Origin of the sequence: Actinoplanes xinjiangensis (genome assembly GCF_003148685.1) — a bacterium.
In the GTDB taxonomy this organism is placed as follows: Bacteria; Actinomycetota; Actinomycetes; order Mycobacteriales; family Micromonosporaceae; genus Actinoplanes; species Actinoplanes xinjiangensis.
Genome location: NZ_QGGR01000006.1, coordinates 394,288 through 419,335, shown reverse-complemented (window position 1 = coordinate 419,335; position 25,048 = coordinate 394,288). Strand labels below are relative to the sequence as shown.

The 25,048-nt window shown below is 70.7% G+C and carries 23 protein-coding genes; 14 read left to right on the top strand and 9 right to left on the bottom strand.

Annotation, left to right across the window (positions count from 1 at the left end; all coding sequences use genetic code 11):
• From pafA to BC793_RS16590, 3 genes are all read left to right on the top strand, one after another.
• On the top strand, positions 1-1,356 hold the full coding sequence (gene pafA / locus BC793_RS16600; protein ID WP_109593511.1) for a Pup--protein ligase: 1,356 nt from the start codon (positions 1-3) through the stop codon (positions 1,354-1,356).
• Between the two features lie 209 nt (positions 1,357-1,565).
• The gene (locus BC793_RS16595) at positions 1,566-2,114 is read left to right on the top strand and encodes a DUF1062 domain-containing protein (protein ID WP_109593407.1); all 549 of its coding nucleotides are present in this window, start codon (positions 1,566-1,568) and stop codon (positions 2,112-2,114) included.
• Positions 2,115-2,248: 134 nt separating this feature from the next.
• Complete coding sequence (locus BC793_RS16590; RefSeq protein ID WP_203896201.1) at positions 2,249-2,674, top strand: ester cyclase; 426 nt, start codon at positions 2,249-2,251, stop codon at positions 2,672-2,674.
• A gap of 44 nt (positions 2,675-2,718) precedes the next feature.
• On the opposite strand, the gene BC793_RS16585 is transcribed toward BC793_RS16590, so the two are convergent.
• The gene (locus tag BC793_RS16585; protein WP_109593406.1) at positions 2,719-3,672 is read right to left on the bottom strand and encodes a ketopantoate reductase family protein; all 954 of its coding nucleotides are present in this window, start codon (positions 3,670-3,672) and stop codon (positions 2,719-2,721) included.
• A gap of 96 nt (positions 3,673-3,768) precedes the next feature.
• On the opposite strand from BC793_RS16585, the gene BC793_RS16580 reads away from it, so the two are divergent.
• Positions 3,769-4,338 carry a TetR/AcrR family transcriptional regulator gene (locus BC793_RS16580; protein ID WP_109593405.1) on the top strand — a complete coding sequence of 190 codons (570 nt, stop codon included), beginning with the start codon at positions 3,769-3,771 and terminating at the stop codon, positions 4,336-4,338.
• Here the strand turns inward: BC793_RS16580 and BC793_RS16575 are convergent, their stop codons facing one another.
• The gene (locus BC793_RS16575) at positions 4,339-5,478 is read right to left on the bottom strand and encodes a GDSL-type esterase/lipase family protein (protein ID WP_109593404.1); all 1,140 of its coding nucleotides are present in this window, start codon (positions 5,476-5,478) and stop codon (positions 4,339-4,341) included. It abuts the gene before it with no gap.
• Positions 5,478-6,056 carry a TetR-like C-terminal domain-containing protein gene (locus BC793_RS16570; RefSeq protein ID WP_109593403.1) on the bottom strand — a complete coding sequence of 193 codons (579 nt, stop codon included), beginning with the start codon at positions 6,054-6,056 and terminating at the stop codon, positions 5,478-5,480. The genes BC793_RS16575 and BC793_RS16570 overlap by 1 nt, the downstream gene beginning before the upstream one ends.
• A 237-nt stretch (positions 6,057-6,293) precedes the next feature.
• On the opposite strand from BC793_RS16570, the gene BC793_RS16565 reads away from it, so the two are divergent.
• Complete coding sequence (locus BC793_RS16565; RefSeq protein WP_109593509.1) at positions 6,294-6,632, top strand: DUF6223 family protein; 339 nt, start codon at positions 6,294-6,296, stop codon at positions 6,630-6,632.
• Between the two features lie 31 nt (positions 6,633-6,663).
• Here the strand turns inward: BC793_RS16565 and BC793_RS16560 are convergent, their stop codons facing one another.
• Positions 6,664-7,218 (bottom strand): pyridoxamine 5'-phosphate oxidase family protein, encoded by a 555-nt coding sequence (locus BC793_RS16560; protein WP_109593402.1) that lies wholly within the window; start codon positions 7,216-7,218, stop codon positions 6,664-6,666.
• A 13-nt stretch (positions 7,219-7,231) separates the two neighbouring features.
• Positions 7,232-8,320 (bottom strand): serine hydrolase domain-containing protein, encoded by a 1,089-nt coding sequence (locus tag BC793_RS16555; RefSeq protein ID WP_109593401.1) that lies wholly within the window; start codon positions 8,318-8,320, stop codon positions 7,232-7,234.
• Between the two features lie 233 nt (positions 8,321-8,553).
• On the opposite strand from BC793_RS16555, the gene BC793_RS16550 reads away from it, so the two are divergent.
• The 5 genes from BC793_RS16550 to BC793_RS16530 all read left to right on the top strand — a co-directional run bounded on the left by BC793_RS16550 (position 8,554) and on the right by BC793_RS16530 (position 16,516).
• Positions 8,554-11,670 (top strand): amino acid adenylation domain-containing protein, encoded by a 3,117-nt coding sequence (locus tag BC793_RS16550; RefSeq protein WP_158319277.1) that lies wholly within the window; start codon positions 8,554-8,556, stop codon positions 11,668-11,670.
• Positions 11,667-12,956 carry an ATP-grasp domain-containing protein gene (locus BC793_RS16545; RefSeq protein WP_109593399.1) on the top strand — a complete coding sequence of 430 codons (1,290 nt, stop codon included), beginning with the start codon at positions 11,667-11,669 and terminating at the stop codon, positions 12,954-12,956. Before BC793_RS16550 ends, BC793_RS16545 begins: the two co-directional genes overlap by 4 nt.
• Before the next feature lie 119 nt (positions 12,957-13,075).
• Positions 13,076-14,461, top strand: coding sequence for a sensor histidine kinase (locus tag BC793_RS16540; RefSeq protein WP_158319276.1), 1,386 nt, complete (start codon positions 13,076-13,078; stop codon positions 14,459-14,461).
• On the top strand, positions 14,458-14,895 hold the full coding sequence (locus tag BC793_RS16535) for a response regulator (RefSeq protein ID WP_109593397.1): 438 nt from the start codon (positions 14,458-14,460) through the stop codon (positions 14,893-14,895). The genes BC793_RS16540 and BC793_RS16535 overlap by 4 nt, the downstream gene beginning before the upstream one ends.
• Positions 14,888-16,516: a response regulator gene (locus BC793_RS16530; protein ID WP_109593396.1), complete on the top strand. Its 1,629-nt coding sequence runs from the start codon at positions 14,888-14,890 to the stop codon at positions 16,514-16,516. The genes BC793_RS16535 and BC793_RS16530 overlap by 8 nt, the downstream gene beginning before the upstream one ends.
• Positions 16,517-16,527: 11 nt before the next feature.
• Here BC793_RS16530 and BC793_RS16525 read toward each other — a convergent pair whose 3' ends face one another.
• The 4 genes from BC793_RS16525 to BC793_RS16510 all read right to left on the bottom strand — a co-directional run bounded on the left by BC793_RS16525 (position 16,528) and on the right by BC793_RS16510 (position 21,641).
• Positions 16,528-17,973: a DUF7125 family protein gene (locus tag BC793_RS16525; RefSeq protein WP_109593395.1), complete on the bottom strand. Its 1,446-nt coding sequence runs from the start codon at positions 17,971-17,973 to the stop codon at positions 16,528-16,530.
• Positions 17,970-18,329: a response regulator gene (locus tag BC793_RS16520; protein ID WP_109593394.1), complete on the bottom strand. Its 360-nt coding sequence runs from the start codon at positions 18,327-18,329 to the stop codon at positions 17,970-17,972. The genes BC793_RS16525 and BC793_RS16520 overlap by 4 nt, the downstream gene beginning before the upstream one ends.
• A gap of 132 nt (positions 18,330-18,461) precedes the next feature.
• The gene (locus BC793_RS16515; protein ID WP_109593393.1) at positions 18,462-20,549 is read right to left on the bottom strand and encodes an ATP-binding protein; all 2,088 of its coding nucleotides are present in this window, start codon (positions 20,547-20,549) and stop codon (positions 18,462-18,464) included.
• A gap of 135 nt (positions 20,550-20,684) precedes the next feature.
• Positions 20,685-21,641 carry a sensor histidine kinase gene (locus BC793_RS16510; protein WP_109593392.1) on the bottom strand — a complete coding sequence of 319 codons (957 nt, stop codon included), beginning with the start codon at positions 21,639-21,641 and terminating at the stop codon, positions 20,685-20,687.
• A gap of 228 nt (positions 21,642-21,869) precedes the next feature.
• On the opposite strand from BC793_RS16510, the gene BC793_RS16505 reads away from it, so the two are divergent.
• The 4 genes from BC793_RS16505 to BC793_RS16490 all read left to right on the top strand — a co-directional run bounded on the left by BC793_RS16505 (position 21,870) and on the right by BC793_RS16490 (position 24,986).
• Entirely contained in the window at positions 21,870-23,912 is a 2,043-nt protein-coding gene (locus BC793_RS16505) for a SpoIIE family protein phosphatase (RefSeq protein ID WP_109593391.1), read from the top strand.
• A gap of 111 nt (positions 23,913-24,023) precedes the next feature.
• On the top strand, positions 24,024-24,350 hold the full coding sequence (locus BC793_RS16500; RefSeq protein ID WP_109593390.1) for a PadR family transcriptional regulator: 327 nt from the start codon (positions 24,024-24,026) through the stop codon (positions 24,348-24,350).
• Positions 24,347-24,703: a DUF1048 domain-containing protein gene (locus BC793_RS16495; protein ID WP_109593389.1), complete on the top strand. Its 357-nt coding sequence runs from the start codon at positions 24,347-24,349 to the stop codon at positions 24,701-24,703. The genes BC793_RS16500 and BC793_RS16495 overlap by 4 nt, the downstream gene beginning before the upstream one ends.
• Before the next feature lies 1 nt (position 24,704).
• Positions 24,705-24,986 (top strand): DUF1048 domain-containing protein, encoded by a 282-nt coding sequence (locus BC793_RS16490; RefSeq protein WP_109593388.1) that lies wholly within the window; start codon positions 24,705-24,707, stop codon positions 24,984-24,986.
• Positions 24,987-25,048: the final 62 nt, after the last annotated feature.

The window sequence follows — 25,048 nt, the reverse complement described above, 5'->3', positions numbered from 1 at the left end:
ATGCAACGGCGAATCTTCGGACTGGAAACCGAGTACGGGATCACCTGCACCTACCAGGGCCAGCGACGGCTGTCCCCCGACGAAGTAGCCCGCTACCTGTTCCGCCGCGTGGTCTCCTGGGGACGCAGCAGCAACGTGTTCCTCCGTAACGGAGCCCGCCTCTACCTCGACGTCGGTTCCCACCCCGAATACGCCACCCCCGAGTGCGACTCACTGACCGATCTGGTCACCCACGAGCGCGCCGGTGAGCGGATCCTCGAAGGGCTGCTCGTCGAGGCGGAGACCCGCCTGCACGACGAGGGCATCGCCGGGCAGATCTATCTCTTCAAGAACAACACCGATTCGGCCGGCAACTCGTACGGCTGCCACGAGAACTACTCCGTCGCCCGGCAGGGTGAGTTCGGGCGGCTCGCCGACGTGCTCATCCCGTTCCTGGTGACCCGGCAGCTGATCTGCGGTGCCGGCAAGGTGCTGCAGACCCCGCGCGGTGCGGTGTTCTGCCTGTCGCAGCGTGCCGAGCACATCTGGGAGGGCGTCTCCAGCGCGACGACCCGGTCCCGGCCGATCATCAACACCCGCGACGAGCCGCACGCCGACGCCGAGCGTTACCGGCGCCTGCACGTGATCGTCGGCGACTCGAACATGAACGAGGTCACCACGTTCCTCAAGGTCGGCAGCGCCGACCTGGTGCTGCGCATGATCGAGGCCGGGATGGCGATGCGTGACCTCGTCCTGGAGAACCCGATCCGGGCGATCCGCGAGATCAGCCACGACACCACCGGCCGCCGCCGGATCCGGCTGGCCAACGGCAAGGAGATGTCCGCGCTGGAGATCCAGCAGGAGTATCTGGAGAAGGCCACCGAGTTCGTCGAGCGCGACGGCGACGACAACGCCAAGCGGATCGTCGAGCTGTGGGGGCGGGTCCTGGACGCGGTCGAGAGCCAGAACCTCGACCCGGTGGCCCGCGAGATCGACTGGGTGTCGAAATATCAGCTGATCGATCGTTACCGGGCCCGCCACCAGATCCCGATGTCGCATCCACGGGTCGCCCAGCTCGACCTGGCGTACCACGACATCCGCCGCGGACGCGGCCTCTACGCCCTGATGGAGAACCGCAAGCAGGTCGACCGGATCGCCGGTGACCTGCAGATCTTCGAGGCGAAACAGACACCGCCGCAGACCACCCGGGCCCGGCTGCGCGGCGAGTTCATCAGGCACGCCCAGGAGAAGCGGCGCGACTTCACCGTCGACTGGGTGCATCTGAAACTCAACGACCAGGCGCAGCGGACCGTGCTCTGCAAGGACCCGTTCCGTGCCTACGACGAGCGGGTGGACCGTCTGATCGCCGGTATGTGACCCGGCCGCCCACCCGCTCGGCGGTGATCGCCGAAATTCGATGGACCGGCGGCGCGGTGCGGCGTTACCGTGCGCCGACCGAGTCGTCCAGGTGAGGACATGCCGTTGTACGTCCTGTGAGACATCCCGAGAGCTGATCTGTTGCGCGTCGCGTGTGTGCGACGCGCTCCTTCCTGCTGCGGACTTCTCACTGGAATCGGTGTATCTCCATGTCCAAAACCTGGGCCGTGGTGCCCATTCGCCTGCCACTCGTGCGCCGGCGCTGCCATACGTGCGCGTCGCAACGTTTCCGGCCGAGCGGCAAATTCCGCGTCAACGCCAATCAGAAGCTCCTCGACGTCTGGCTCCTCATCCTCTGTGCCGGATGCGGGGACACGGCGAAGCTGACGGTGCTGGAGCGGATGACGGTCCGTTCCATCCCGCCGGAGTTATTGGACCGGTTGCATGCCAACGACCTGGGCCTGACAGCCGAACTGCTTCAGGATCCGGTCGTGCAGCACCGCAATCGGATCGCCCTGGACTGGGACGGCGCCTGGCGTCTCGACACGGGCGAGCCGGTTGACCCGGACGACGACGTGATCGACGTTCTGGTTCGCTTCGCGGCGAGGATCCCGGTCCGGCCGGTCCGGCTGATCGCCGAGGGTTGTGGTCTCGCCCGGGCCGAGGTCGACCGGCTGATCCTCGACGGCCGGCTGGTGTCGGCGGTCCGGTTGGGCGGCAAGCTCTCCGGCGACTTCACGTTCACGCTCAAACGCTGAGCATCCGGGGGCCCGTCCGGCACGTTCCGCCGGACGGGCTCCCGGCCCCACCTTTGCAGTGCAGTCGTATTGCGAAGGGTGGCCGTGCACGGATACAGTGCAGTCGTATTGCAAACGGCCGAGGGAGAGCGAGCATGATGACGGCATCCGCGGAGAAGAACGTCACGGTCGTACGCACCGCCTTCGAGACACTCCAGCACGGTGACCTGGACGCCTGCGCCGAGCAGCTCATCGAGGACTTCATCGTCAACCTGCCCGGGCTACCCGGGCCGCTGCACGGGCGGGAGATCTGGAAGTTCGGGGTGCAGGCCATGCGCGACGGATTCCCCGACCTGAGCATCGTCATCGAGGACATCTTCGGTGCCGGTGACCGGGTCGCCGTGCGCCTGCGCTTCAGCGGCACCCACACCGGAACCTTCCAGGACGTACCGGCCACCCACCGGCCCGTCACGTTCACCAGCATCGACATCTACCGGGTCGAAGGCGACCGGATCGCCGAGGAGTGGGTGTCCCCCGACATGGCGGGCCTCATGCAGCAGATCACGGCGGCACCTCGGTAGCCGGGGCCGGCCGGCGGGCTGTCGGCCGGGGCCCCGGACCGGCCTCACACCGTCGTGCCGGCGGCGAAATAGCGCTCGGCCGCCTCCAGGCGCGGCACCGGCACGCCGAGGCGGCGCGCTTCGGCCAGGGTGTCCCGGCAGACCGCGCGCAGTTCCTCGGGATTGGCGTGCGCCTCCATCACCCTCCGCGCCGGCGGGAAGTGACCGAAGATCCCGGCGAGCACCGGCGCCGTCAGCCACGAGGGGGCGGTGAACGGCAGCAGCACCCCGCGATGGCGCCGCGGATCGACACCGCGGGCCTCGACGAGGGGCAGCAGTTCACGGGTGGCCAGGATCGCCTCGCGCACCTGTCGCGGTCTCCGGGCCAACTCGGCGAGGGAGCCGAGGCGCAGGCTCTGCGTGTGCAGGCCGGCGTTCTGGATGAAGTGGATCAGCAGCCAGCCCCGGAAGTCGCTGGTCTCCTGGAGCCGGAACCCGGCTTCGCGGAACGCCGTGCGCACGGCCTGCCCGCGCTCGGCCGGCGGCCCGCCGAGCGTACCGAAGAAGAGCGTGGGCAGCAGGGCCGCCCGCAGCACACCGTCGTCACCGAAACCGCCGCCGGCACCGGGGAAGCCCCAGACCACCTGGTCGGCGGGGAGGGCCGCGACCGCGTCCGCCGGCTCCACCCACAGGTTGTTGAAGACGAGCACGGTCGCCCGGCCCACCCGGGGCGCCAGGAACGACACGACCCCGGCGAAGTGGTAGTGCTGGACGCTCACCACGATCAGATCGAAGTCGTGGTCCGGCTCCAGCGACTCGCGGTACCGCACCGGCCACTTCCCGGTGACGCGCCGCCCCCGTAGCCGGTGCCGCGTGTCGAGCAGGTCGAGATCGATCGCGTCCCCGTACGCCGCGGCCCGGCCGGGACGCACGTAGAACTCGACCTCGTGCCCGGCCCGCTCCAGCGCCCACCCGTACGCCGCGGCGATGACGCCGCGGCCGAACATCAGGATCCTCATGCCGCACCCCATGACTCCGGATCGGTCGCCTAGAATTGGAGACCGTCTCCACTTCCAAAATATGGAGACAGTTTCCATTTGTCAAAGGAGGTAGCCGTGACCACCGGCAAGCCGTTGCGCGCCGACGCCCGGCGCAACCGTGACGCCCTGCTCGCCAAGGCCCGTGAGCTGTTCGCCAACGGCTGCTTCGACCTGCGCTTCGACGACTTCGCCCGGCTGGCCGGCGTCGGCACGGGCACCCTCTACCGGCACTTCCCCACCCGCGAGGCGCTGGCCGAGGCGGTCTACCGGGAAGAGCTGGAGGCGATGTGCGCCCACGCCCGCGAGTTGCAGGCCACCCAGCCCGCGATGGAGGCGCTGACCACGTTCCTGCGTGGCCTGGTGAACCATCTGCACACCCACGAGGGCCTGGCCCGCACGCTCGCCACCCTGATGGCCGCACGCTCGGGCACTCTCGCCGACGGTGGCCGGGAGCTGGGCCGGGCCGTGTCCGACCTGCTGACCGCGGGCGTCCAGCAGGGCTCCATCCGCGACGACGTGGGTGCCGGCGCCGTGCTGACGGCGCTGCAGGGCATCTGCGCGGCCTGCGAACCGCCGGGGTCCCGGGCCGACGCCGACGGCGCCGTCACCCTCATACTCGACGGCCTGCGCCGCCACGCGGTGTGATCAGCCGGCGAACGGACCCCGGCCGGTGAAGGCGTACTCGGCGAAACGGGTACCGATCAGCTGGTGGGCCTCGGCGCCGGGGTGCAGCCCGTCGGGCAGGGGGAGCTCGGTGGCGTCGTCCGGGCCGTACAGCATCGTGCCGTCGAGGAAGTGCAGGTTCCCGTCGGCCGCACGGCGTTCGGCCAGGGACCGCAACTCGCGCCGGATGACCTGCAACGTCAGGCGCCCCTGTGCGGTGTCCCCCGGCGCCCCGGTGGCGAGGAAACGCACCTGACCGCTGCCGATCGAGGTGGGGTCGATCGCGCCGGGCCCGGGCGTGTCCTCATGGATGCCGCAGAACAGCGGCGAGATCAGCAGCAGCGGCACGTCGGGGTGGCCGTCGCGGATCGTGTCGAGGAAGCCGTGCACGGCGGGGACGAAGGTCCGCACCCGCATCCCGTCGAGGTTCACCACATTGATGCCGAGCTTGACGCTGATCAGGTCGGCCGGGGCGTCGCGGATCACCCGGGCCAGGAACGCATCGACCAGCGCGCTGCCGCCGAGACCGAGATTGCGCAGCTCGACACCGGCCCGGCGGGCGGCGACGGCCGGCCAGATCTCGCTGGGCCCCCGCGCGTTCGAGCCGTGACTGATCGAGCTGCCGTGATGCACCCACACCGGCCGCTCCAGGTGGTCCGGCTCGATCGGGGCGTCGGCGCGCAGGTCGATCAGCTCGACACTCTCGTTGTGCGGCAGCCAGATCTCGACGCGGTGCCAGCCGGCGGGCAGGCCGGAGACCGTCGTCGTGTGCGGCTGCCCGGTGTGGAAGGTGGTGCCGCCGGTGGCGAGGTCGACCTCGATGCGGTCGCCGCCGTCCAGCACGTCACGAACGACCGGCTCCCCGTCGACGTAGACGTCGATGCGGCCGCGCGGGCGCCCGGCACCCGGGTAGTGGATCCGGGTCGGGTGGGTCACCAGGTCCATCCGCGTCGCCGTGGTGGCGAACACGAGACGGACGCCGGACGGCTGGCTCTCCATCGACAGCAGCTGACCGTCCGGGAACTGCTCGCGCACCCACGCGGGCAGCCGGTGCGGCCGCAGACCGCGCGCGGTCACCTCGGCCTCGGCGGCACCACGGAGCAGTTCGGGTGGTACGGGCATCAGGGTTTCCCTTCGGTGTCGCGAGAGCGGAAGACGGTGTCGAGCGCGTCGAGCGCCCACTGCCAGGAGTCCTCGGTGGCGGGTTGACGGTGGGTGATGCTGCCGTTGGCCTGCAGAGCCAGGAAACCGTTGACGGTCGCGGCGAGCAGCCGGGTGGCATGCACCAGCTCGGTCTCCGGCAGCGGGTATCCGCGCAGCATGGCGAGGGTGAGCGCGGCCAGCCGGCCGGCCGGCTCGGACCGCACGGTCGCCGCCGAGGCGGGACGTTGCAGTGCCGTCCAGCGGCCGGGGAACTGCCGGGCGTAGTCACGGTGCGTGTCGGCGAAGGCGGTGAGTGCGTCCCGGCCGGAGCGGCCGCCGATGGCCAGGGCGATCCGGTCGGCGAGTTCGCCGAGCGCGAGCCGGTGCACGCCCTCGATCAGCGCCGCCCGGTCGCGGACATGGGAGTAGAGGCTCGCGGTCTGCACGCCCAGACCGCGGGCCAGCGCGGACAGGGTGAGCGTGTCGAAGCCGTCCCGGTCTGCCAGTTCGGCGGCGGCGGCGATGACGGCCGCCGAGGTCAGGTTTGCGCGTGCCACGCCCTGAAACTACATGCAGAAGGCAAAAACCTAAAGCATTTAGGTACGTCCGGACGGCCACCGCTCCCCCCGGTCGGCTACCGCCGCCGTGGTATCTCCGCGGCCCACCGACCACGTCGGCGGTAGTCCTGGTCTGCCGGTGCGGCAGCGCAGAGTGCCCACGGCTGTACGACGCCCCCGGCTCCGTCGGCGACCAGGATGGACGGCATCCGGTTCGCCGTAGATGAGGGGAACATCATGTTCAGATCCGTGCAGCTCGCCGCGTCCACCGTCGACGCGTCCACCCTGACCACCGACCGCGCGGTGGCCAGCGCCGCCGCGCTGGTGGCCCTGGCCGCCGCGATCATCGGCGGGCTGGCCCTGGCCCGTCCCGCCCGGGGCGGAACCCGGCGACCGCTGATCGCGGTCGGCGCGGGGATCCTCGGCACGCTGGCCGGCGTGTGGGTGCTGGCCACCGCCGACGGCGGGCCGGGCACCGGCAACGGCGTGGTCGGTGGCTACGCGGGCGTGGCGTTCGGCCTGCTGGCCGCGGCCCTCGGCGGGCTGGCGCTGGCCCGCTCCCGCCGCCGCGCCTGACCCGGCCGGTGGGTACGCCGGGTCGCCGGGATCACCGCGGGCCGGTGTCGGCCGGGTGGCTCCACCGATAGCGCGTCTCGGAGGATTCGCCGCCGATGGCGAAGGCGAACGCCTTGTCCGGCTGGACACGGTAGAGCTGGACGTTCCCGGTCCGGATGGTCCCACCCAGGCCATACCACGTTCCGTCGGCACGGGTCAGCTGCCAGCCGTAGGCCTGCTCGAACGCGGTCGCCGCGGCGTCTCTGGTGGCCTGATCGGTGACCAGCCGTGCGGTGCCCTCGATGATGACGTCGGTGCCGGTCAGGGTGCCGGTTCCGGCGGTCAGCGCGCAGTGCGGATTGGCCTGGAGATTCGCGGCCTTCTGCTCGCTGTCGCCGGTGGTGAACCACATGGCGTCGAGGGCCCAGATCGCCAGCACCGGTGTCACGTGCGGACGGCCGTCCCGGCGCACCGTGCACAGCTGGAACTTCTGGATGCGGCGCAGTGCGCCCTCGGTCACCGGCCACGGGATCGGATCGGCGCCCGGCGAGGAGTACGGGCCGAGGCTGGTGTGCGGTACGAGCGGGCCGGCCGTACGAGTGGACATGATCTTCTCCCTGTCAGGCGAGGTGGTCGGCCAGCAGCGCGGTGACCGACAGAACGGTGTCGAAGTGCGGGGTGAGCCGGTTCTTCGTCAGCGCGAAGGCGACTCCTCGGGCCGGGTCTGCGTAGGCATAGCTTCCGCCGCCGCCGGGCCACCCGAACGCGGCGGAGTCCTCGCCGGGCGGGCCGCCGATCCGGCCGGACGGGAAGCCCAGCGTCATTCGCGCAGGCGTGCCGAAGACCTGATCGGTTCCCTCGTACGCGAGAGCCGACATCGCCGACAGCCCGGCCGGGTCCACCAGCTCGCCCCGGAGCACGCTGTCGAACATGGCGGCGAGGGCGTGGGCGCTCGCGGTCCCCACCGACGGGATGTCGGCGCACAGAATGTCGGCGGTGTTGCCGAGGCCGGCGCTCGGCCGGGTCTCCCACGGCGCGTGGATCACCTCGGTGCCGTCCGGGCCCGCGGGTGTCCCCCACGGCGCCTGATCCAGACGTGCCAACCCGGCCAGCGACGCGCGCGGAACAGCGAGGAAGAGCTGTCCCTCGATGCCGAGCGGCACGGTCACCCACTCCCGCAGCAACGCGTGCACCGGTTGCCCGGTCGCGCGGCGGGCCAGCTCACCGACGAGGTATCCGAAGGTGTAGGAGTGGTATCCCATCGCGGTGCCCGGCCGCCAGAGTGGTTCGGCGGCGGCCAGTGCGCCACAGACCCGGGACCAGTCGGGGAGCTCGCGCGGGGTGATCTCCCGCGGCATCGCCGGAAGACCGGTCGTGTGGGTGAGCACGTGCCGCAGTGTCGTCGTGCCCTTGCCGTGCGCACCGAACTCGGGCCAGAGGTCGGTGACCGGGCTGTCGTAGCCGAGGTGACCCCGCGCGACGAGCAGGTGCGCGAGGGTGGCCGTCACGTTCTTGCCGATGGAGAAACCGAAGATCGGGGTGCGGGAGGTGAGCGGCCGGCCGGTGGCCGGGTCGGCGGTGCCGGCCACCGCGTCGACGATCAGCGCGCCGTCGCGATAGACGGCCACCTGCACACCGGTCTCCGCGCCGGTGTCGACGAGCATGTCCAGGTGGCGCTGTACCAGTTCGGCCGGTTCGATGGTCGCCATCCGCTCCGCTCCCCCCGTCGCGCGAGGAAGCCCCCGGGCGCACGGTGCTGATCCGGCGCGGCTGCGGCGGATGTGGTGTACGTCGACTATCTCGCACGTGAGCCGGTGTCGTTTTCCTTCGATCGAGGTACTTGCCTTCACGTTGCGACACGACGCGGACACCATGAGGTGATGGGCGGTGTGCTCCATCCAGGACTCGGGTGAAGCTCACCTCCGGTGGCGGAGGTCTGATCGTGGCTGTTGACGGAACCGGCGTGGCGCTCCCGCCCGCCCACTGGTCGGGCCGGCCGGCCGACTATCCGGACCGCTCCTCGTTGGTGGAACTGTTCGCCGGCCGGGTCGCGGCCGCACCCGGCGCGACGGCGGTGATCGAGGACGACCGCCGTATCACCTATGCCGAGCTGGACCGATGGTCCGACGCGGTCGCCGCCCGCCTGGCCGGCATCGGTGTGCGACCCGGCGACCTGGTGGGCCTGCTGGGTGACCGGTGCCTCGAGGCGCCGGTGGGAATGCTCGCCATCCTGAAGGCGGGCGCCGCCTACGTGCCGCTGGATCCGTCGGACCCGGTCGCCCGGTTGCGGGTGCTGACGGCCGAGATCGGCATTCGGCATCTGGTCCGGCTCCCCGGTGCCGCGGAGTTCCCGGCGAACGGCGCCGAGATCGCCGTCGCGGACCACTGGGACGACACCCCGGCGCCCGCACCACCCGGCACCGGCACCGACGCCGGTGATCCGGCCTACGTCATGTTCACCTCCGGGTCGACAGGCGTACCGAAAGCCGTCGCGGTACCGCACCGGGCAGTCGCCCGGCTCGTCATCGGCGCCGACTACCTGCGGATCACCGCCGCCGACCGGGTCTCGCACACCGGCCATCCAGCCTTCGACGCCTCGGTGTTCGAGATCTGGGGCGCCCTGCTCAACGGCGCCGCGCTGGTGATCGTCGACCAGGCGACCCTGCTGGAACCGGTACGGCTCGGCACGCTGATCGCCGACGAGGCCGTCACGGTCACATGGCTGACCGCCGGCGTCTTCCATCACTGCGCCCGGACCCGGCCCGGCATGTTCGCCCCGTTGCGCTGCCTGATCGCGGGCGGCGACGTCCTGGATCCCGCCCTCGTCCTCCGGGTGCTCACCGAAGGACCACCCGGGCGGCTCCTCAACGGCTACGGGCCGACCGAGAACACCACGTTCTCCACCACCCACCACATCGCCGACGTGCCGGACGGGACCACGCGCATCCCGATCGGCCGGCCGGTCGCCAACTCCACCTGCCACATCGTGGACGCGGCCGGCGATCCGGTGCCGATCGGCGTCGAAGGCGAACTCTGGGTCGGTGGCGACGGGGTCGCACTGGGGTACGTCAACGATCCGGCGCTCACGGCCGCCCGCTTCCTGCCGGACCGGTTCGCGGGCCGGGCCGGTGCGCGACTGTTCCGTACCGGAGACCGGGCCCGTTGGCTGCCGGGCGGGGACATCGACTTTCTCGGGCGCCGGGACCGGATGGTGAAGATCCGAGGCTTCCGGGTCGAACTGGACGAGATCGAGGCGGTGCTGGCCGGCGTGGACGGTGTCGCCGCCGCCGCCGTCGTGCTCTCCGGCGCCGATCCGGACACCCGCGCCGTCGTCGCCTTCTTCCAGCCGGCCCGTCCCGGTGTCACGGTCGCGGAGGTACGGGCGACGCTGGCCGACCGGCTGCCGCGGCACATGCTCCCGTCCCGGGTCGTCTCGCTGGATCGTCTGCCGCTGGCCGGCACCGGAAAGGTCGACCGCACGGCTCTCGCCGCCCTCCCCTCCGGCCCGCCCGGCGAGGACCCTCCCGCCCGGCGGCCCGAAACACCGATCGAGGTGGGCGTCGCCCGGTTGTGGGCGGAGGTCCTCGACGTCGAGCCGGACGAGGTCGGCCTCGACGACAGCTTCTTCGACCTGGGTGGCAACTCGCTGCTGGCGGCACGCCTGTTCGTACGGTTGCAGACGATGTTCGGCGTCGACCGGAGCCAGAGCCGGTTCCTCACCTCGCGGCTGCTGGCTGATCCGACTCTCGCCGGTTCGGCCGCCGCCGTGCAGGAGGCGCGCACCGGTCTCCTCGATCAGGACACCGCCGCCATGGACGCCGATCTGCGGGCGGTGGGCGCCTCCGCGACGGTGGTCCGGCCCCGGCGACCGGCCGATCCGGCGGCGCCTGCCGTGATCCGGCGCGTGTTCCTCACCGGTGCCACCGGGTTCCTCGGCGGTTACCTGCTGCGTCGGCTGCTGACCGTCACCGACGCGGAGGTGTCCTGCCTGGTCCGCGCCGAGGACCGGGAGAAGGCCCACCTCCGACTGGTGGCGGGCCAGCGGGCGTACCGGCTCGGTGACCTGCCGGCGGGCCGGGTGCGGGCGCTGCCCGGTGATCTCGGACAGCCCCGTCTCGGGCTGACCGAGGCGGAGTTCGACGAGCTGGCGGGCAGTTCGGACCTGGTCCTGCACGCCGGTGCCTACGTGAACTTCACCTATCCGTACGCCCGGTTGGCGCCGGTCACGGTCGGTGGCACCCGGGAGATCGTGCGGCTCGCGATGCCGCGGCGCGTGCCCGTGCACTTCGTGTCCACGCTCGCGGTGCTGGCCGGATTCGGGGCGGCCGGGATCCGCGAGGTCGGCGAGGACACGCCGCCGGCCTACCCGGAGCATCTGTTCATGGGCTACACCGAGACGAAATGGATGGCCGAGAAGGTGCTGGCCCATGCGGCCGGCGACGGGCTGCCGGTGGGCGTGCACCGGCCGTACGAGATATCCGGCGATCTCGCCCGGGGGGCGTGGAACCTGGAGAACGCCACCTGTGCGCTGTTACGGCTGATGATCGACACGGGCCTCGCCCCGGACGCCGACATCCCGCTCGATCTCGTGCCGGTCGACGTGGTGGCGGCGCAGATCGTGCACATCGCACTGACGCGGACGCGCGAGACGCACGCCTACCATCTGACCAATCCGCATCCGGCGACGCTGCGGGACATGACCGAGGTGCTGCGCGGGCACGGCTACCCGATCGAGGAGGTTCCGTTCCAGGAATGGGTGACCCGGATCGTGGACTTCGTCGCGGGTGACCCCCGGCACCCGTTCACGCCGTTCGTACCGCTGTGGGTGGATCGCAGTCCGCTCAGCGGCCTCGTGGTGAAGGAGATGTACTTCGCCTCCCGGTTCCCGCGGTTCAGCCGGGGCAACACGCGGCGGGCACTGGCCGGATCGGGCATCGAGATGCCACCGGTCGACACCCGGCTGTTGCACCATTACGTCCGGTTCTTCCAGAGCTCCGGGTTCTTCCCCGCGCCGCGCGGTGACCGGCCGGTCACCGGCTCCCGGTCCGGGCCAGCATGACGTCGCCCGGGACGCCGCCGCGGCTGGCCGTGGTGTTCGACTTCGGCTCCGCCAGCCCGATGGGGATCCTCGCCTCGGCCCGGGGCCTGGCCGAGGTCGTCTTCCTCTGCGACCGGGAGCGGCCGCACGTCCGGAGCCTCTATCCGGAGCTCCGTGAGCTGGCGCCGGTCTGCGACATCACCGGAGCGACCGACGAGGAGATCCTCAGCCGGCCGGAATGTGCGCACCTCACCGGGATCGTCACCTTCAGTGAGAGCCAGCTGAACCGGACCGCCGCCCTGGCCGAGCGCCGTGATCTGCCGTTCCTCAGCGTGCCCACCGCGGCGGCGATGACCGACAAATTCACCCAGCGCCGCCTCCTCGCCGAGGCCGGAGTGCAGCACACCGCGTGCCGTGTCGTGCGTGACCTCACCGAACTCGGCCCGGCCCTGGACGCCGTCGGCCTGCCGGCCGTCCTCAAACCGCGCAGCGGGTCGGCGAGCGCCCGGACCTGCACGGTGCACGATCTCGACGAGGCACGTACCCGGTTACGTGCCTTCACCGATCCGGCGGTGGGCGGCTCCCCCGCCGAGTTCGTCGTCGAGCAGTTGCTCGCCGGGGATCCGTCGGCGGCCGGGACGGCCTGGGCCGACTACGTGTCCGTCGAGTCGGTCACCGCGTACGGCGTCATCCGGCACATCGAGGTGACCGGGAAGTTCCCCCTGGCCCCGCCCCTGCGGGAGACCGGGTACGTGGTGCCCGCGACGCTGGACCCGGCCTGGCACACGCGGGTGCTGGCGCTGACGACCGCGGCGCTGACCGCCCTCGGGGTCCGGCACGGCGTGACCCACACCGAGGTCAAGCTCACCCCGGACGGCCCGCGGATCATCGAGGTGAACGGCCGCCTCGGCGGTTACGTCGCCGATCTGGTCCGGCGTGCCCGCGGTTTCGACCTGGTGCGGGCCGCGCTCGCGGTGGCGCTCGGCCGGCCGTACGAGCCACCGAAGGCCCTCTACCGGCGGCACGCCTTCCAGTACTTCCTCACCCCGCCGATGGAGGCGGTGACGTTGCGTCGCCTCGGCGGGATCGACGAGCTGGGCCGGGTGCCGGGAATCCAGGCGGTCGAGGTGGTGGCGCAGCCGGGTGCGGTCCTGGACTGGCGGCACGGCACACTCGCCTACGTCGGCATCGTGCACGGTTCGGCGCCGGACCACCGAGGGGTGCGCCGCCTGGTGGACCTGGTCGGCCGGACACTGCACATCGAGTACGAGCGCAGGCCCGACAGTGACGAAACCGGCCCGAGCTGATTACGTACGGTGATAGCCTCATCCCCTGACGAAGCTCGGGCGCATCGGGGGCCGCTATGGCAACGACTGCCGCGGCGGGCAGACATCTCAGTGATGGCCGCGCCCGCACCATCGTGGCCATGTCCTGGTCCTCGCCGGTCGCCGTCCTGCGCGGTCTGCATCCCCGCGAGGCCCGTCCGGTCGATGTGGGACGCGTTCTGGCCGCCGCCGTCGTGGCGGCGTCGGGACTCGCCTCCGTGCTGATCCGGCGGCACCGCGACCGGACGACCACGGCTCTGACCGGCACGCACGTCGCCCTGCTCGGCGGTCTCGGCCTGTACTGCCTGAACGTGGTGGCGCGGGCGGACCGGGCCCGCGCCGACGCGCTGAACGAGGCGGCGGCCAGCCACAACCAATTACAGAAGCTGATCGACAACACCGAATCGAACATCTACATGAAGCGCGTCGACAACGGCCAGTACCTGCTCGTCAACCGGGAATGGGAGAGGCTGTTCGGTGTCTCGCGGGACCGGGTCGTGAAACTCGACGACCACGGCGTGTTCCCGCGTGAACTCGCCGACCAGCTGCGGGCCAACGATCTGAAGGTCGCCGCGTCCGGCCGGTCGGTGCAGTACGAGGAGACCGCGGACGGCATCGACGGCATCCGCACGTACATCTCGGTGAAGTTCCCGGTCATGGACGGCACCGGCAAGCCGTACGCCGTCTGCGGCATCTCCACCGACATCACCGACCGCAAGCGGGCCGAGGACGAGGTACGGCGCCTCAACGCCAGTCTCGAGACCCGCGTTCTCCAGCGCACCGCCGAACTGGAGGCCTCCACCAAGGAACTCGACGCGTTCGCCTATTCCGTCTCGCACGATCTGCGGGCGCCGCTGCGGTCGCTGCACGGTTTCAGCGACGCGCTGCTGGAGGACTACGGCGACGTTCTCGACGACGTGGGCAAGGACTACCTCCAGCGGCTCCAGCGCAACGTGGGCCGGATGGGCCGGATGATCGACGCTCTGCTCAACCTGTCCCGGGCCACCCGCGCCGACCTGGACCGCGCCGAGGTGGACATCTCCTCGATGGCCCGGGACGTGCTCGCGGAACTGCGTACCGCCGATCCCGACCGTACGGTCGCCTCGATCGTGCCCGACGGCCTGCTGGTCGAGGCCGACCCGCACCTGATCCGGCTCGCGTTGCAGAATCTGCTCGCCAACGCCTGGAAGTTCACCGCCAAACGGCCCGAGGCGATCATCGAGGTGGGCCGCACCGTCCGCTCCGGCGAGACCTTCTTCTTCGTCCGCGACAACGGTGTCGGTTTCGACATGGTCTACGCCGGCAAGCTCTTCGACGCGTTCCAGCGACTGCACACCACCTCCGACTTCGAGGGCACCGGCATCGGGCTCGCGATCGTGGCCCGTGTCGTGCGCCGCCACGGCGGTCGCATCTTCGCCGAGGCCGAGGTCGACGGCGGTGCGACGTTCTACTTCAACCTGATGAGCCGGGTGAAGGGAAAGGTATGAACGTCGACGGAAGAATCCTGGTCATCGACGACAGCCCGGACGACGTGACGCTCACCTTGCGCGCGCTGAAGAAGAACAACATCACCAATGTCGTGGACGTCGCCAGCGACGGCGAGGAGGCGATCCGGTACCTGTTCCCGGCCGAGGGGCAGTTGACCACGCTGCCGGCGCTCATCCTGCTGGATCTGAACATGCCGAAGGTCAGCGGCCTGGAGGTGTTGCGGCGCATCCGCGGGGACCCGCGGACGAAATACCTCCCGGTCGTCGTTCTCACCACGTCGACCGAGGAACGCGACATCGTCAACACCTACGATCTCGGCGCCAACAGCTTCGTCCGCAAGCCGGTGGCGTTCGACGAATTCCTGGAAGCGGTCCGCGTGCTCGGCATGTACTGGCTCCTGGTGAACCGGCCGGTCGGACGGCCCCATGACTGACGAGCCGGACCAGATCCGGCTGCTGCTCATCGAGGACAGCGAGGACGACGCCGTCCTGGTGGTCAACCGGCTGCGCCGGTCCGGGCTGCGGATCGACTACGAGCGGGTGGAGACCGCCGACGGGATGCGCGACGCGTTGCGGCACCGGCCGCCCGACATCGTGATCTCCGACAACGGGATGCCGACGTTCGACGCCGAGGCGGCCCTGCACCTGCTGCGGAGCACCGGGCAGGACATCCCGTTCATCGTCGTCTCGGGTCAGATCGGCGAGGAGTCGGCGACCGCGCTGATGCGGGCCGGCGCCCACGACTTCGTCCTCAAGGACAAACTCGCCCGGCTCGCACCGGCGGTGCAGCGCGAACTGCGCGACGCCTGGGACCGTCAGGAGCGGCGGCGGACCGAGGCGGCGCTGCGCACCAGCGAGGAACGGTTCCGGCTGGTCGAGGTCCAGGCCGCCGAGCAGCGCCGCGAACTGGAGCGGCAGCTGCACCAGGCGGAACGACTGGACTCCCTCGGTCAACTCGCCGGCGGCGTGGCGCACGACTTCAACAACATCCTCGGCGTGATCAGCGGATACACCGGGTTCGTCCTCGACGAGCTGGGTCCCGAGCACCCGTGCCGGCCGGATCTGGAGAACATCGAGGATGCCGCGCGGCGGGCCGCGGCACTGACCCGGCAGCTGCTCATCTTCAGCCGCCTGCAACCGTCGCAACCCGAGGTGGTCGACCTGAACGAGGTGGTCGGCCAGATCGAACGGCTGCTGCGCCGCACGATCGGCGAGGACATCGAGTTCGGCATCGACGTCGAGCCGGGCCTCGACTGCGTCACCATCGACCCCAGCCGCCTGGAGCAGATCATCATGAACCTGGTGGTGAACGCCCGCGCCGCGATGCCGGAGGGCGGGCGCCTGGACATCCGGACGGCGAGTGCGGACCGGGTGCCGGCCACCGCGGTCGGTGCCCCGCCGTCCTCGGAGCGTTTCGTGTGCCTCACCGTCGCCGACACCGGCTGCGGCATGGATCCGGAGGTCCAGCGGCGTGCGTTCGAGCCGTTCTTCACCACCCGGGGCACCGGCCAGGGCAGCGGGCTCGGCCTGGCGACCGTCTACGGCGCCGTCCACGAGGCGGCCGGGGCGATCACCGTCGACTCGGCACCCGGGGCCGGTACCAGGATCACCGTCTACCTGCCGGCCGCGGCCCGGCCGGTGACCGCCGCCCCGCCGGACGGCACCACCGGAACCACGGCCCGGGGCCACGGTGAGCGGATCCTCGTGGTCGAGGACGACGACGACATCCGCGCCATCAGCCGGCGGTTGCTCACCCGCGGCGGCTACACGGTCGCCGACGCCGCCACCCGTGACGAGGCCCTGCGTCTCGTCCAGGACGACGATCTCGCGTTCGACCTGCTGCTGTCGGATGTGATCATGCCGGGCATGCCGGTGCTGGAGTTCGTGGAGACGGTCCAGCGCGCCCGTCCGTCGATCCGGATCGTCTTCATGTCCGGCTACACGGCCGACAGTGATCGCCGGTTGCCCGAGGGTGTGCCCATCGTCAACAAGCCGTTCAGCAAGGAAACGCTCCTGCACCAGATCAGGACGACACTCAACAGCGGCTCGAGGTGAGGCCGACCCGGTCAGTCGGTGACGCATGACTCCCCGGGGCAGTCGCGCAGCACGGTCCAGCCGAGCACCCCGGTGAGGTGGTCGAGCCGGTCACCGACGGCCAGACCGTCGTCCGTGATGTGGCAGGCGTGGACGCCGTTGTCGTGGCGGCTGTGGCGCATCTTGAGGACGTTGAGGACCCGGCCGACTTCGGCGCAGTGTTCGATGTACCGGATCTGCACGACGTTGTGGAACAGGAACATGAGCCCGACCAGCGGTTCCTCCATGGGCCCGAAGGTCCGGGTCTCGCTGGTGACCCAGAGCGAGGCCCCGGCCGCCCGGACGAGGCCGAGCAGACTGCGCAGGTAGGCGGGGAACCGTTCGGCCTCGCGGGCGGCATGAGCCATCTCGGCCAGGCTGTCGATCACGATCCGGGTGACCCCGCCGCCGGCGAGCCGGTGCCGGATCACCGCCGCGACGACGTCGAGCTCGAGTTCGCCCACCGGCACATGGGAGATCATCAGCCGGTCCTCGTCGCGGGCGGCGGTCAGGTCCCAGCCGAATTCCTCGGCCAGCCTGGTCAGCTGATCGGTGGTGTCCTGGAAGGTGACGTAGAGGCAGTGTTCCCCACGGCTCAGGCCTTCGACGAGGTAGTTCAGGCAGCCGACGGTCTTGCCGACGCCGGAGGGCCCGAGGACGAGGGTGGCGTCGGCGTTCGGTATGCCGCCGCCCATCAGCGCGTCGAGGCCGGGCAGCCCGGTCGGGACCCGCCCGGCGCCCGGCGGCACATCGTCGGTCACAAACGACTCGACCCGCGGGAACACCTGGAAGCCGTCGGTGGTGATCTGCACCGTGTGGGCGCCGTCGAGGTGGGTGGTGCCGCGCATCTTGACCACCCGGAGGGTACGCCGGTCGACCGGCTCGCGGGACTGGTACGCCAGTTGCACGATGCCGTCGGCGAGGGAGGACTCCGCTCCGGTCAGCATCTCCTCGGGGGTGTACTCGCCGAGCAGCAGCAGCACCGCCCCGCTGTGTGCGACCCGGCTCGTCAGGTCGTAGAGGGCGGTCCGCAGTGCCTGGCCGCTGACGAAGTCGGCCAGCATCTTGGTGCTGTCGATCACCACCAGCGCCGGCTCGTCGTCCAGGGCCTTCCGGACCACCTCGTCGATCAGGGGGGCGAGGTCGTCGGTGTCGCGCAGCATGTCGCCCAGATGCACGTACTCGACCCGGGAGTCGAGGCCGCCGGGGTCGAAGAACGGGAACTCCTCCAGATGCTCGACGAGTTTGGAATGCGGTTCCGACAGGGTCGTGTAGTAGACGGCCTTGTGCTCGGCGGTGGCCCGGTTGAAGCAGATCTGCTGCGCCAGGATCGTCTTGCCGGATCCGGGCGGCCCGGCGAGGAGCACCACCGAACCCGGTATCAGACCACCACCGAGGATCATGTCCAGGTCGGCGAGCCCGGTCGTCAGCCGCTTCACCGGACCTCACGACCCTTCCGGAGCAGACCGTCGGCGGCCGCGAGTAGCTCGTCCTGCTGGTACGGCTTGGCCAGTGCGGCGTCGGCGCCGACCGCCAGCTGCCAGTCCCCGCTGACGGCGAGGATCGGGATGGCCTCGGTCTCCGGGTCGCATCGCAGCCTGCGGATGAGTTCGACGCCGTCCATCACCGGCATCATCATGTCGGTCACCACCAGATCCGGTGGTGCCGCGTGTACCGAGGCGAGGGCGGCCGCTCCGTCGCCGGCTTCGCCGACCTCGTGGCCCGCCCGGGTGAAGATGCGCCGCAGCAGGAACCGGAGATCCGGCTCATCGTCGACCACCAGGATCCTGCCCACCGAAGCCTTCCGTTGACTGGGGCGAAGCCCGGCAGGCTCGGCCCCTATCCAGATATCCGCGCAAAACGGAACTAAACGTGTGGGATGAGTGCACCACGGCGGACCTTGAAAAGTCAGTCGCCGCGCGAGCCGTCAGCGCGCCCGTTCGAACGACGGACGCAGCCGGTACGGGTGGGGACCGGTCGGTGCGCGCGCTGGGAGACGGCTGCTGGGCAGCGTGAACGAGACACGGGTGCCGCGGCCGTCGGGATTGTCGGACGCGCAGATCGTCCCGCCGTGGCGCTCGACGATCCTTTTGCAGATGGCCAGGCCCAGCCCGGTACCGGAGTAACCGGCGTCCACGTGGGCCCGGTGGAAGTTGCCGAAGACCGCGTCGTGCTGCCCCGCCGGGATGCCGATGCCGTTGTCGGTGATCTCGACGCGGGTCATCCCCGGCCCGGCCGTGTCCGCATAGGTGGTGACCGTGATCGTCGGGGTTACCCCGGACCCGGTGTACTTGATGGCGTTACCGATCAGGTTCTCCATCAGCTGCCGTACGAGCACCGGGTCGCCGTCGACCGGGTCGAGGCCGCTGAACCGGAACACCGGGACGGTCTCCCCCGCACTCTGGGCGTGATCCCGGCGGCCGGCGGCGATGTCCGCGACCAGGCTCTCGAGGTCGCAGTGGGCCGGGGCGAGCGCGGCGTCCCGGGCGGTGGTGTAGACGAGCAGATCGTCGATGAGCGCGCGCATCCGGGTCGAGGCCCGCTGGATGCGGGTGATGCCGTCGGTGAGAGCGCCGGGATCGTCGAGGTCCTCCAGCAGCGCCTGGCTCCAGCCCTCGACGGTGGCGAGCGGGTTGAGCAGGTCATGGGCGACGACCCCGGCGAAATTCGCCAGTTCGTCACGGTGCCGGCGGTCCTCGGTGACGTCGTGCATGGCGACCACGACATGCCGCAGGCCGTTGATGCGGCCGGGCATGAGTGCCGTGTTGACCACGACGATGCGGCCCTCGGGGATGCCGGCGTTGCGGATCAGCATCTCCACCGGGTCGAGTCGTTCGCCGGCGAAGACCCGGCGATGCGGCAGGTCCCGGTCCGCGATGGGCGTGCCGTCGGGATGGAACAGGCCGTAGTAGGTGCTGGACTGGACCCGGTCGCCGGTAGTGTCGAACCCGCCGAGCAGCCGTTCGATCGCCGGGTTGCGTACCAGGAATCCGTTCTCCTCGTCGACGACGGCGATGCCCTCGCTGACCGACTCGATGACCGTGGTCAGCAGTCGGGCCTGCTGCCGCAGCCGGGCGGTGAGCGCGTCGCGTTCGTCGCGGGACAGGGCCAGCGACAGCCCGACCACCGTGACGGTCCCGACGAACAACTGGGCGATCAGGGCCCGGACGGCCTGGGACTCGATGAGCGCGAACGGGCCGTAGCCGCACAGGGTGAACAGGATCGCCACCGTACCGAACACCAGGTCGTGCAGGATCACGAAGCCGGTGCTCAGCCGCAGACCGGCCCACACCGTGATGGCGATCAGCGCGAAGGCGGCCGGAAGGTCGCGTCCGAATCCGAACATCAGGTGGTAGGCCACGACGGAGGCGACGAGCACCGCGACGTACTCGGCCTGCTTGCGAGCCGGCAGTGACCGCCATGGGCCGGGCCCGGTACGCGGGGTTCCGCGGCATCGCCACCACCCACGGACGGGATGGCCGAGGTATCTGCCGGCGACGACGACGATCACGACGGCCACGACGTTACGGGTCATCCAGACGGCTGCGGATTCCCACAGGAGGTGCCTGTTCAGCAGCCATGCACCGGTCGGGCCGATCATCGTACCGGCGGCGGACGACAGCACGGCGATCCCGGCCAGGCGCCAGAACTGCCGCAGCCGGGACAGCACGGGGCCGTCGTCGCCGGTGATCAGCGCCTCCGGCAGCCAGCGGCCGACCAGGACGGCGAACGTGCAGCCCTGCATCAGGTTCGCGGCGACGAAGACCGCCGCCAGAGCCGCGGTCGCCCCGGTCGCGACGTTGACCGTCATGGTGATCACGGCCAGGCTGAGGACGTCCAGCCAGCGCCAGCGCGAGGCACGTTGGGTGCCGAACCAGAGGGCCAGGACCCCGGCGGCGGGCCACACCAGACTCAGGTTCGTCCCGTCCATCACCGTCTGCCGGCCCAGGAACATCGCGACGAGATACAACGCCGAGAAACCGGCGGTACGGGCGGCCGAGCGAGGGAAAGTCATGGCTGACCGGTTTGAGCCGGCGATACCGGCGCGTCATCGACAACCAGCAATCGCGCCATGAGTGGCTCCCCTCAGCTGTCCCTTCGGCCGGAGAGCGCCGATGCTGAGGGGCCGGATGGTCCGGGGCCGGTGGCGTCAGTGGTGCGGATTGCCTGCGGTCAGCCGGATGGTGAATCCGTCGTCCCGTCGATGCAGGGCGACATGGCTGCACGACTGGTGCGCGATCCACAGGCCGAGACCACCGGCGGTGCCGTCCCCGGCGGGTAGCAGACCGGCGAACGGGTCCTTGGGGCCGCCACCGGTGTCCCTGACCGTGACGACGATCCGGTCGGCTCCGCGCCACAGCCGCATCCGCACCGGCCCGCGACCGTGCCGTTGCGCGTTGGCGACCGCTTCGCTCACCGACACGATCAGATCGTCGACGTCCTGATCCGGCAGCACTCCGGGGTCGGCGTCGCGGACGGCCTGCCGGGCCGCCGAGAGGGTGGGATCGACGAGGTCGGCGTGCGGCGCGGCCCGCTGGACCGGATCGGGGACCGGCGCGCGAGGCTCGCTGAGGTACGACACCGGGTCGATGTACCCGTTGTTGGGGACGTGCCGGCCGTCCGGCAGTGCGGTGCGCGGATAGGTCCGCAGCACGTCGGCGAGCACCGGCGCCGGGGTCACCCGGGTGTCGTAGGCACACATGCTCCACAGCGGGAACTCGTCGTACGCGTGGTTGATCGCCGACTCGTACCGCGCCCACCAGTCCCAGGTCACGCCGAGCGCCGCCACCGGTAGTTCGCCGATGATGCGGATCTGCGCGGCACCGGCGGCGACGTGGCCGGCGAGCAGTTCGCGATAGGACCGGATGGCCCCGGCCGGCCGGGCGTAGACGGCGCCGCCGGCCAGGAAGGTCACCGGTGCACCGGCCGGCAGGGCGGCGCGCACCAGGTCGGCGGTGCGCCCGCCCAGCCCGACGAGCGTGGGTTCGCCGGCCGCGACACCGCCGAGCAGGAACGGAACCGCGACGGCCAGCAGATGGTCGTCGGAGTCGTAACAGAGCGCCTCGTGGAAGTAGCCGGTGTGCCCGGCGGCCGCGCCCGTCCTCACCGGGTCACCTCCACCCGCACGCGGGACGGGTCCAGCAGCCGGCCGCGGCCACCGGGCTCATGCGCCGGAAGCCACGGAGGTCGTCATCCGCCAACATTAGCGAGCCGGGCCGCCGGCGACGACATCGCCGTCGGCGAACCCCGCCGCCCACCGGTCAGATCAGCGACGGACCGCCGCCCGGTGAGGGCGTAGGCTGTCGGCGATCAGAACACCGAGGGGCGGCAGTGCATGGCGGACGGCCCGGACACCCCTCACCTTGCGGACGTTCGTGCCCTCCTCGACGCCGACCCTCATGGATGTGCGCTGGCCTGTTCGGTCCGCGACACCGACGGCACGATCGTCGACTTCACCCTGGTGCATCTCAATGCGGCCGGCGCCCGGTTCCTGGGCCGCCCGCCGGACGAGCTGGTCGGCCGGACGTACCGGGAGCTGTGGCCGGAGACCGTCACCGACGGCACGCTCCCCCGGTACCGGCAGGTCGTCAACGACCGTGCTCCCCTCAATCGCACGGTGTACTACGACCGGGCCACCGTCTCCGGGCACTTCGAGTTCCGCGTCGTGCCGTTCGGTGACGGATTCGTCGCCCGCTTCGTGGACCTGACGAAGTTGACGCTGGGGCCGGAGGCGAGCGCCGGTGTGCATCTGTACGACGCGCTCGATGCGGCGTTCGACGGATTCGCTCTGCTCCGTGCCGTTCGCGACGACACCGGTGCGATCGAGGACTTCACCCGCGAGTACGTCAACCAGGTCGGCGCCAAACTGGCCGGGCGTACCGTCGAGGACCTCGTCGGCGGCCGGATCCGGGACTCCGACGGCGACACCCCCCTGTTCGGCCCGCTGTGCCAGGTGACCGACGACGGTGAGGTGTGGCAGGAGCGGCTCACCGCACCCGGCACCGCGCAGGTCTGGGAGGTGAAGATCGCCCGGGTGGACGTCGACGTGGTCGCCGTCTCCTACCGGGACATCACCGACCACGTCGACCAGCAGGAGCAACTCGCGCGCGGTGCGGCCGCCGTCCACGCCGCGGCGATCCGGACCGACGCGCTCCAGGCCGTCACCGCGGCGCTGGTCGCGGCGAGCACCCCCGACGAGGTGTACGCGGCGATGGGTACCGTCCTGCGCCCGTCGGCCGGCGGGAACGGCCTGGTGGTGTTGCTGGCCGAGGACGGCCGGCTGGTGCTGCGCTACCACGCCGGCTACGAACCCGACGTCGTCAGCCGGCTCCGCGAGCTGCCGTTGACACACCCGTACCCCGCGGTCCGGGTCGGCACGGACGGTGAGCCCCGATTCCTCCGCTCACCGGCCGAGTTCGCCGCCGAGCAGCCGGACACCACCACCGCGATCTCCGGCGGCGGGCGCCGGGCATGGGCGTTCCTGCCGCTCAGCACCGGTGGCCAACTGCTCGGCGCACTGGTGATCGGGTATGCGCGGCCGCGGGACTTCGACGCCGGTGAGCGGGCCGACCTGATGGCGTTCAGCCGGCTCGCCGCCCAGGCACTGCAACGGTCCCTGCTGTTCCAGGCACAGATGTCGATCGCCGCCGACCTGCAACGGACGTTGCTGCCGGCCGCGCTGCCTCCGCTGCGCGGTGCGCGGCACGCCGTGCGATATCTGCCGTGGACCCACGGCGCGGACGTCGGCGGTGACTGGTACGACGTCATCCCGCTCGGCCCGGACACCGCCGCACTGGTGATCGGGGACGTCGCCGGGCACAGCGTCACGGCCGCCGCGACCATGGGGCAACTGCGCAACGCGCTGCGGGCCTACGCCGTCGACGGCCACGGCCCGGCAGCGGTGCTGCGGCGGGTCAACGACCTGTTGCTACGACTGGAGCCGGAAGCCATGGCGACCTGCTGCTATCTGGAACTGAACCTGGCCGACGGCACCGTGACCGGGGTGCTCGCCGGTCACCCCGCGCCGATCCTGCGGGCCGGCGACGAGACCCGCCGGTTGCCGCTGCCGCCCCAGCCGCCGCTGGGTGTCCGCGGCGCCCGCTACCACGACACGGCTCTGGAGCTGCCACCCCACAGCGACCTCGTCCTCTACACCGACGGCCTGGTCGAGGACCGGCAGTACCCGATCGACCGGGGCATGGACGACCTGTGCGCGGCGGTCCGGTCGGCGCCGGCGGGCGACCCGCACGCGCTGATCGACCACATCCTGCACGCCGGCGTCGGGCCCACACCGCGCCGGGACGACGTGGCGATCCTGGCTCTCACCGTCGACACGGCGTGTGGTGGCCGGCCGGCGGTTCACGCCCGCAGGCCCTGACCTCTTCGCGGTACCTCATCTGTTCGGCACGGGGCGGACGGCTGTTGACGCACTACTCGGTGGTACCGCATAGTGGTACTCAGTGGTACGAGGTACCGGAGAGGAGCCTCTATGGAGGACCTGACGGAGATGCTGAAAGGCACGCTCGAAGGCTGCGTGCTGGAGATCATCAGCACCGAGGAGACGTACGGATACGCCATCACGCGACGGCTCAACGACCTGGGCTTCACCGACGTCATCGACGGGACCGTCTACACCATCCTGCTGCGGCTGGAACGCAACGGACTCGTGCAGGTGACCAAACGACCGTCCGAGCTGGGCCCCCCGCGCAAGTTCTACGCACTCAACGACGCCGGCCGCCGGGAACTCGCGACGTTCTGGGCTAAGTGGCAGTACGTCTCGACACGCATCGACAGGCTCAGAAAGGGCGGGCGATGAGCTTCTGGGAAACCGTCACCGGTAGCGACCTCACCAGGGAATGGCAGGCGCTCGAAACCCGTGCGCAGCAACTGCCGGACGATCACCGGGAGGCCTGGGGACAGATCAGGACCCACCTCTTCCCGTACGCCGGCTTCTCCGGCCGCAACCTGCTGCCGCTCTTCGACACCGCCCTCGTGCTGCTCGAAGAGGCCGCCGCCGACGGGCAGAGCGCGCACGACGTGCTCGGCGACGACATCCCCGGCTTCTGCACCGCGCTGGCCGGCGGCGAGGGCGCCCGCACCTATCGCGACCGGTGGCGCGAGCAGTTGAACAGCACCGTCGCACGCAAACTCGGCCGGCTGGGAGGCTGACATGGGAATCCGGGACATCATCGAGGGCAAGAAGCAGTGGCGGGCGCACGTGGCACGGGTCAAGGCGCTGCCGCCGGACTATCGGATCGTCTACCAGGAGATGCAGAAATACCTGTTCAAGGTCGGCCCCACCGACCTCTACGACGGCCGCCTGCTGACCGGAATCGTGGACTTCTTCGAAGAGGGCGCCGCCGCCGGCAAGAACGTCCTCGAACTCATCGGCAGCGATGTGGCCTCCTTCTGCGACGGCCTGATCAAGGACTCCCCCACCCACCGCCTCTGACGTTCCCTCAACGCGGCGACGACCTGGTCATCGGCCCGGCGCGGGTCAGGCTCTTCGGGTAC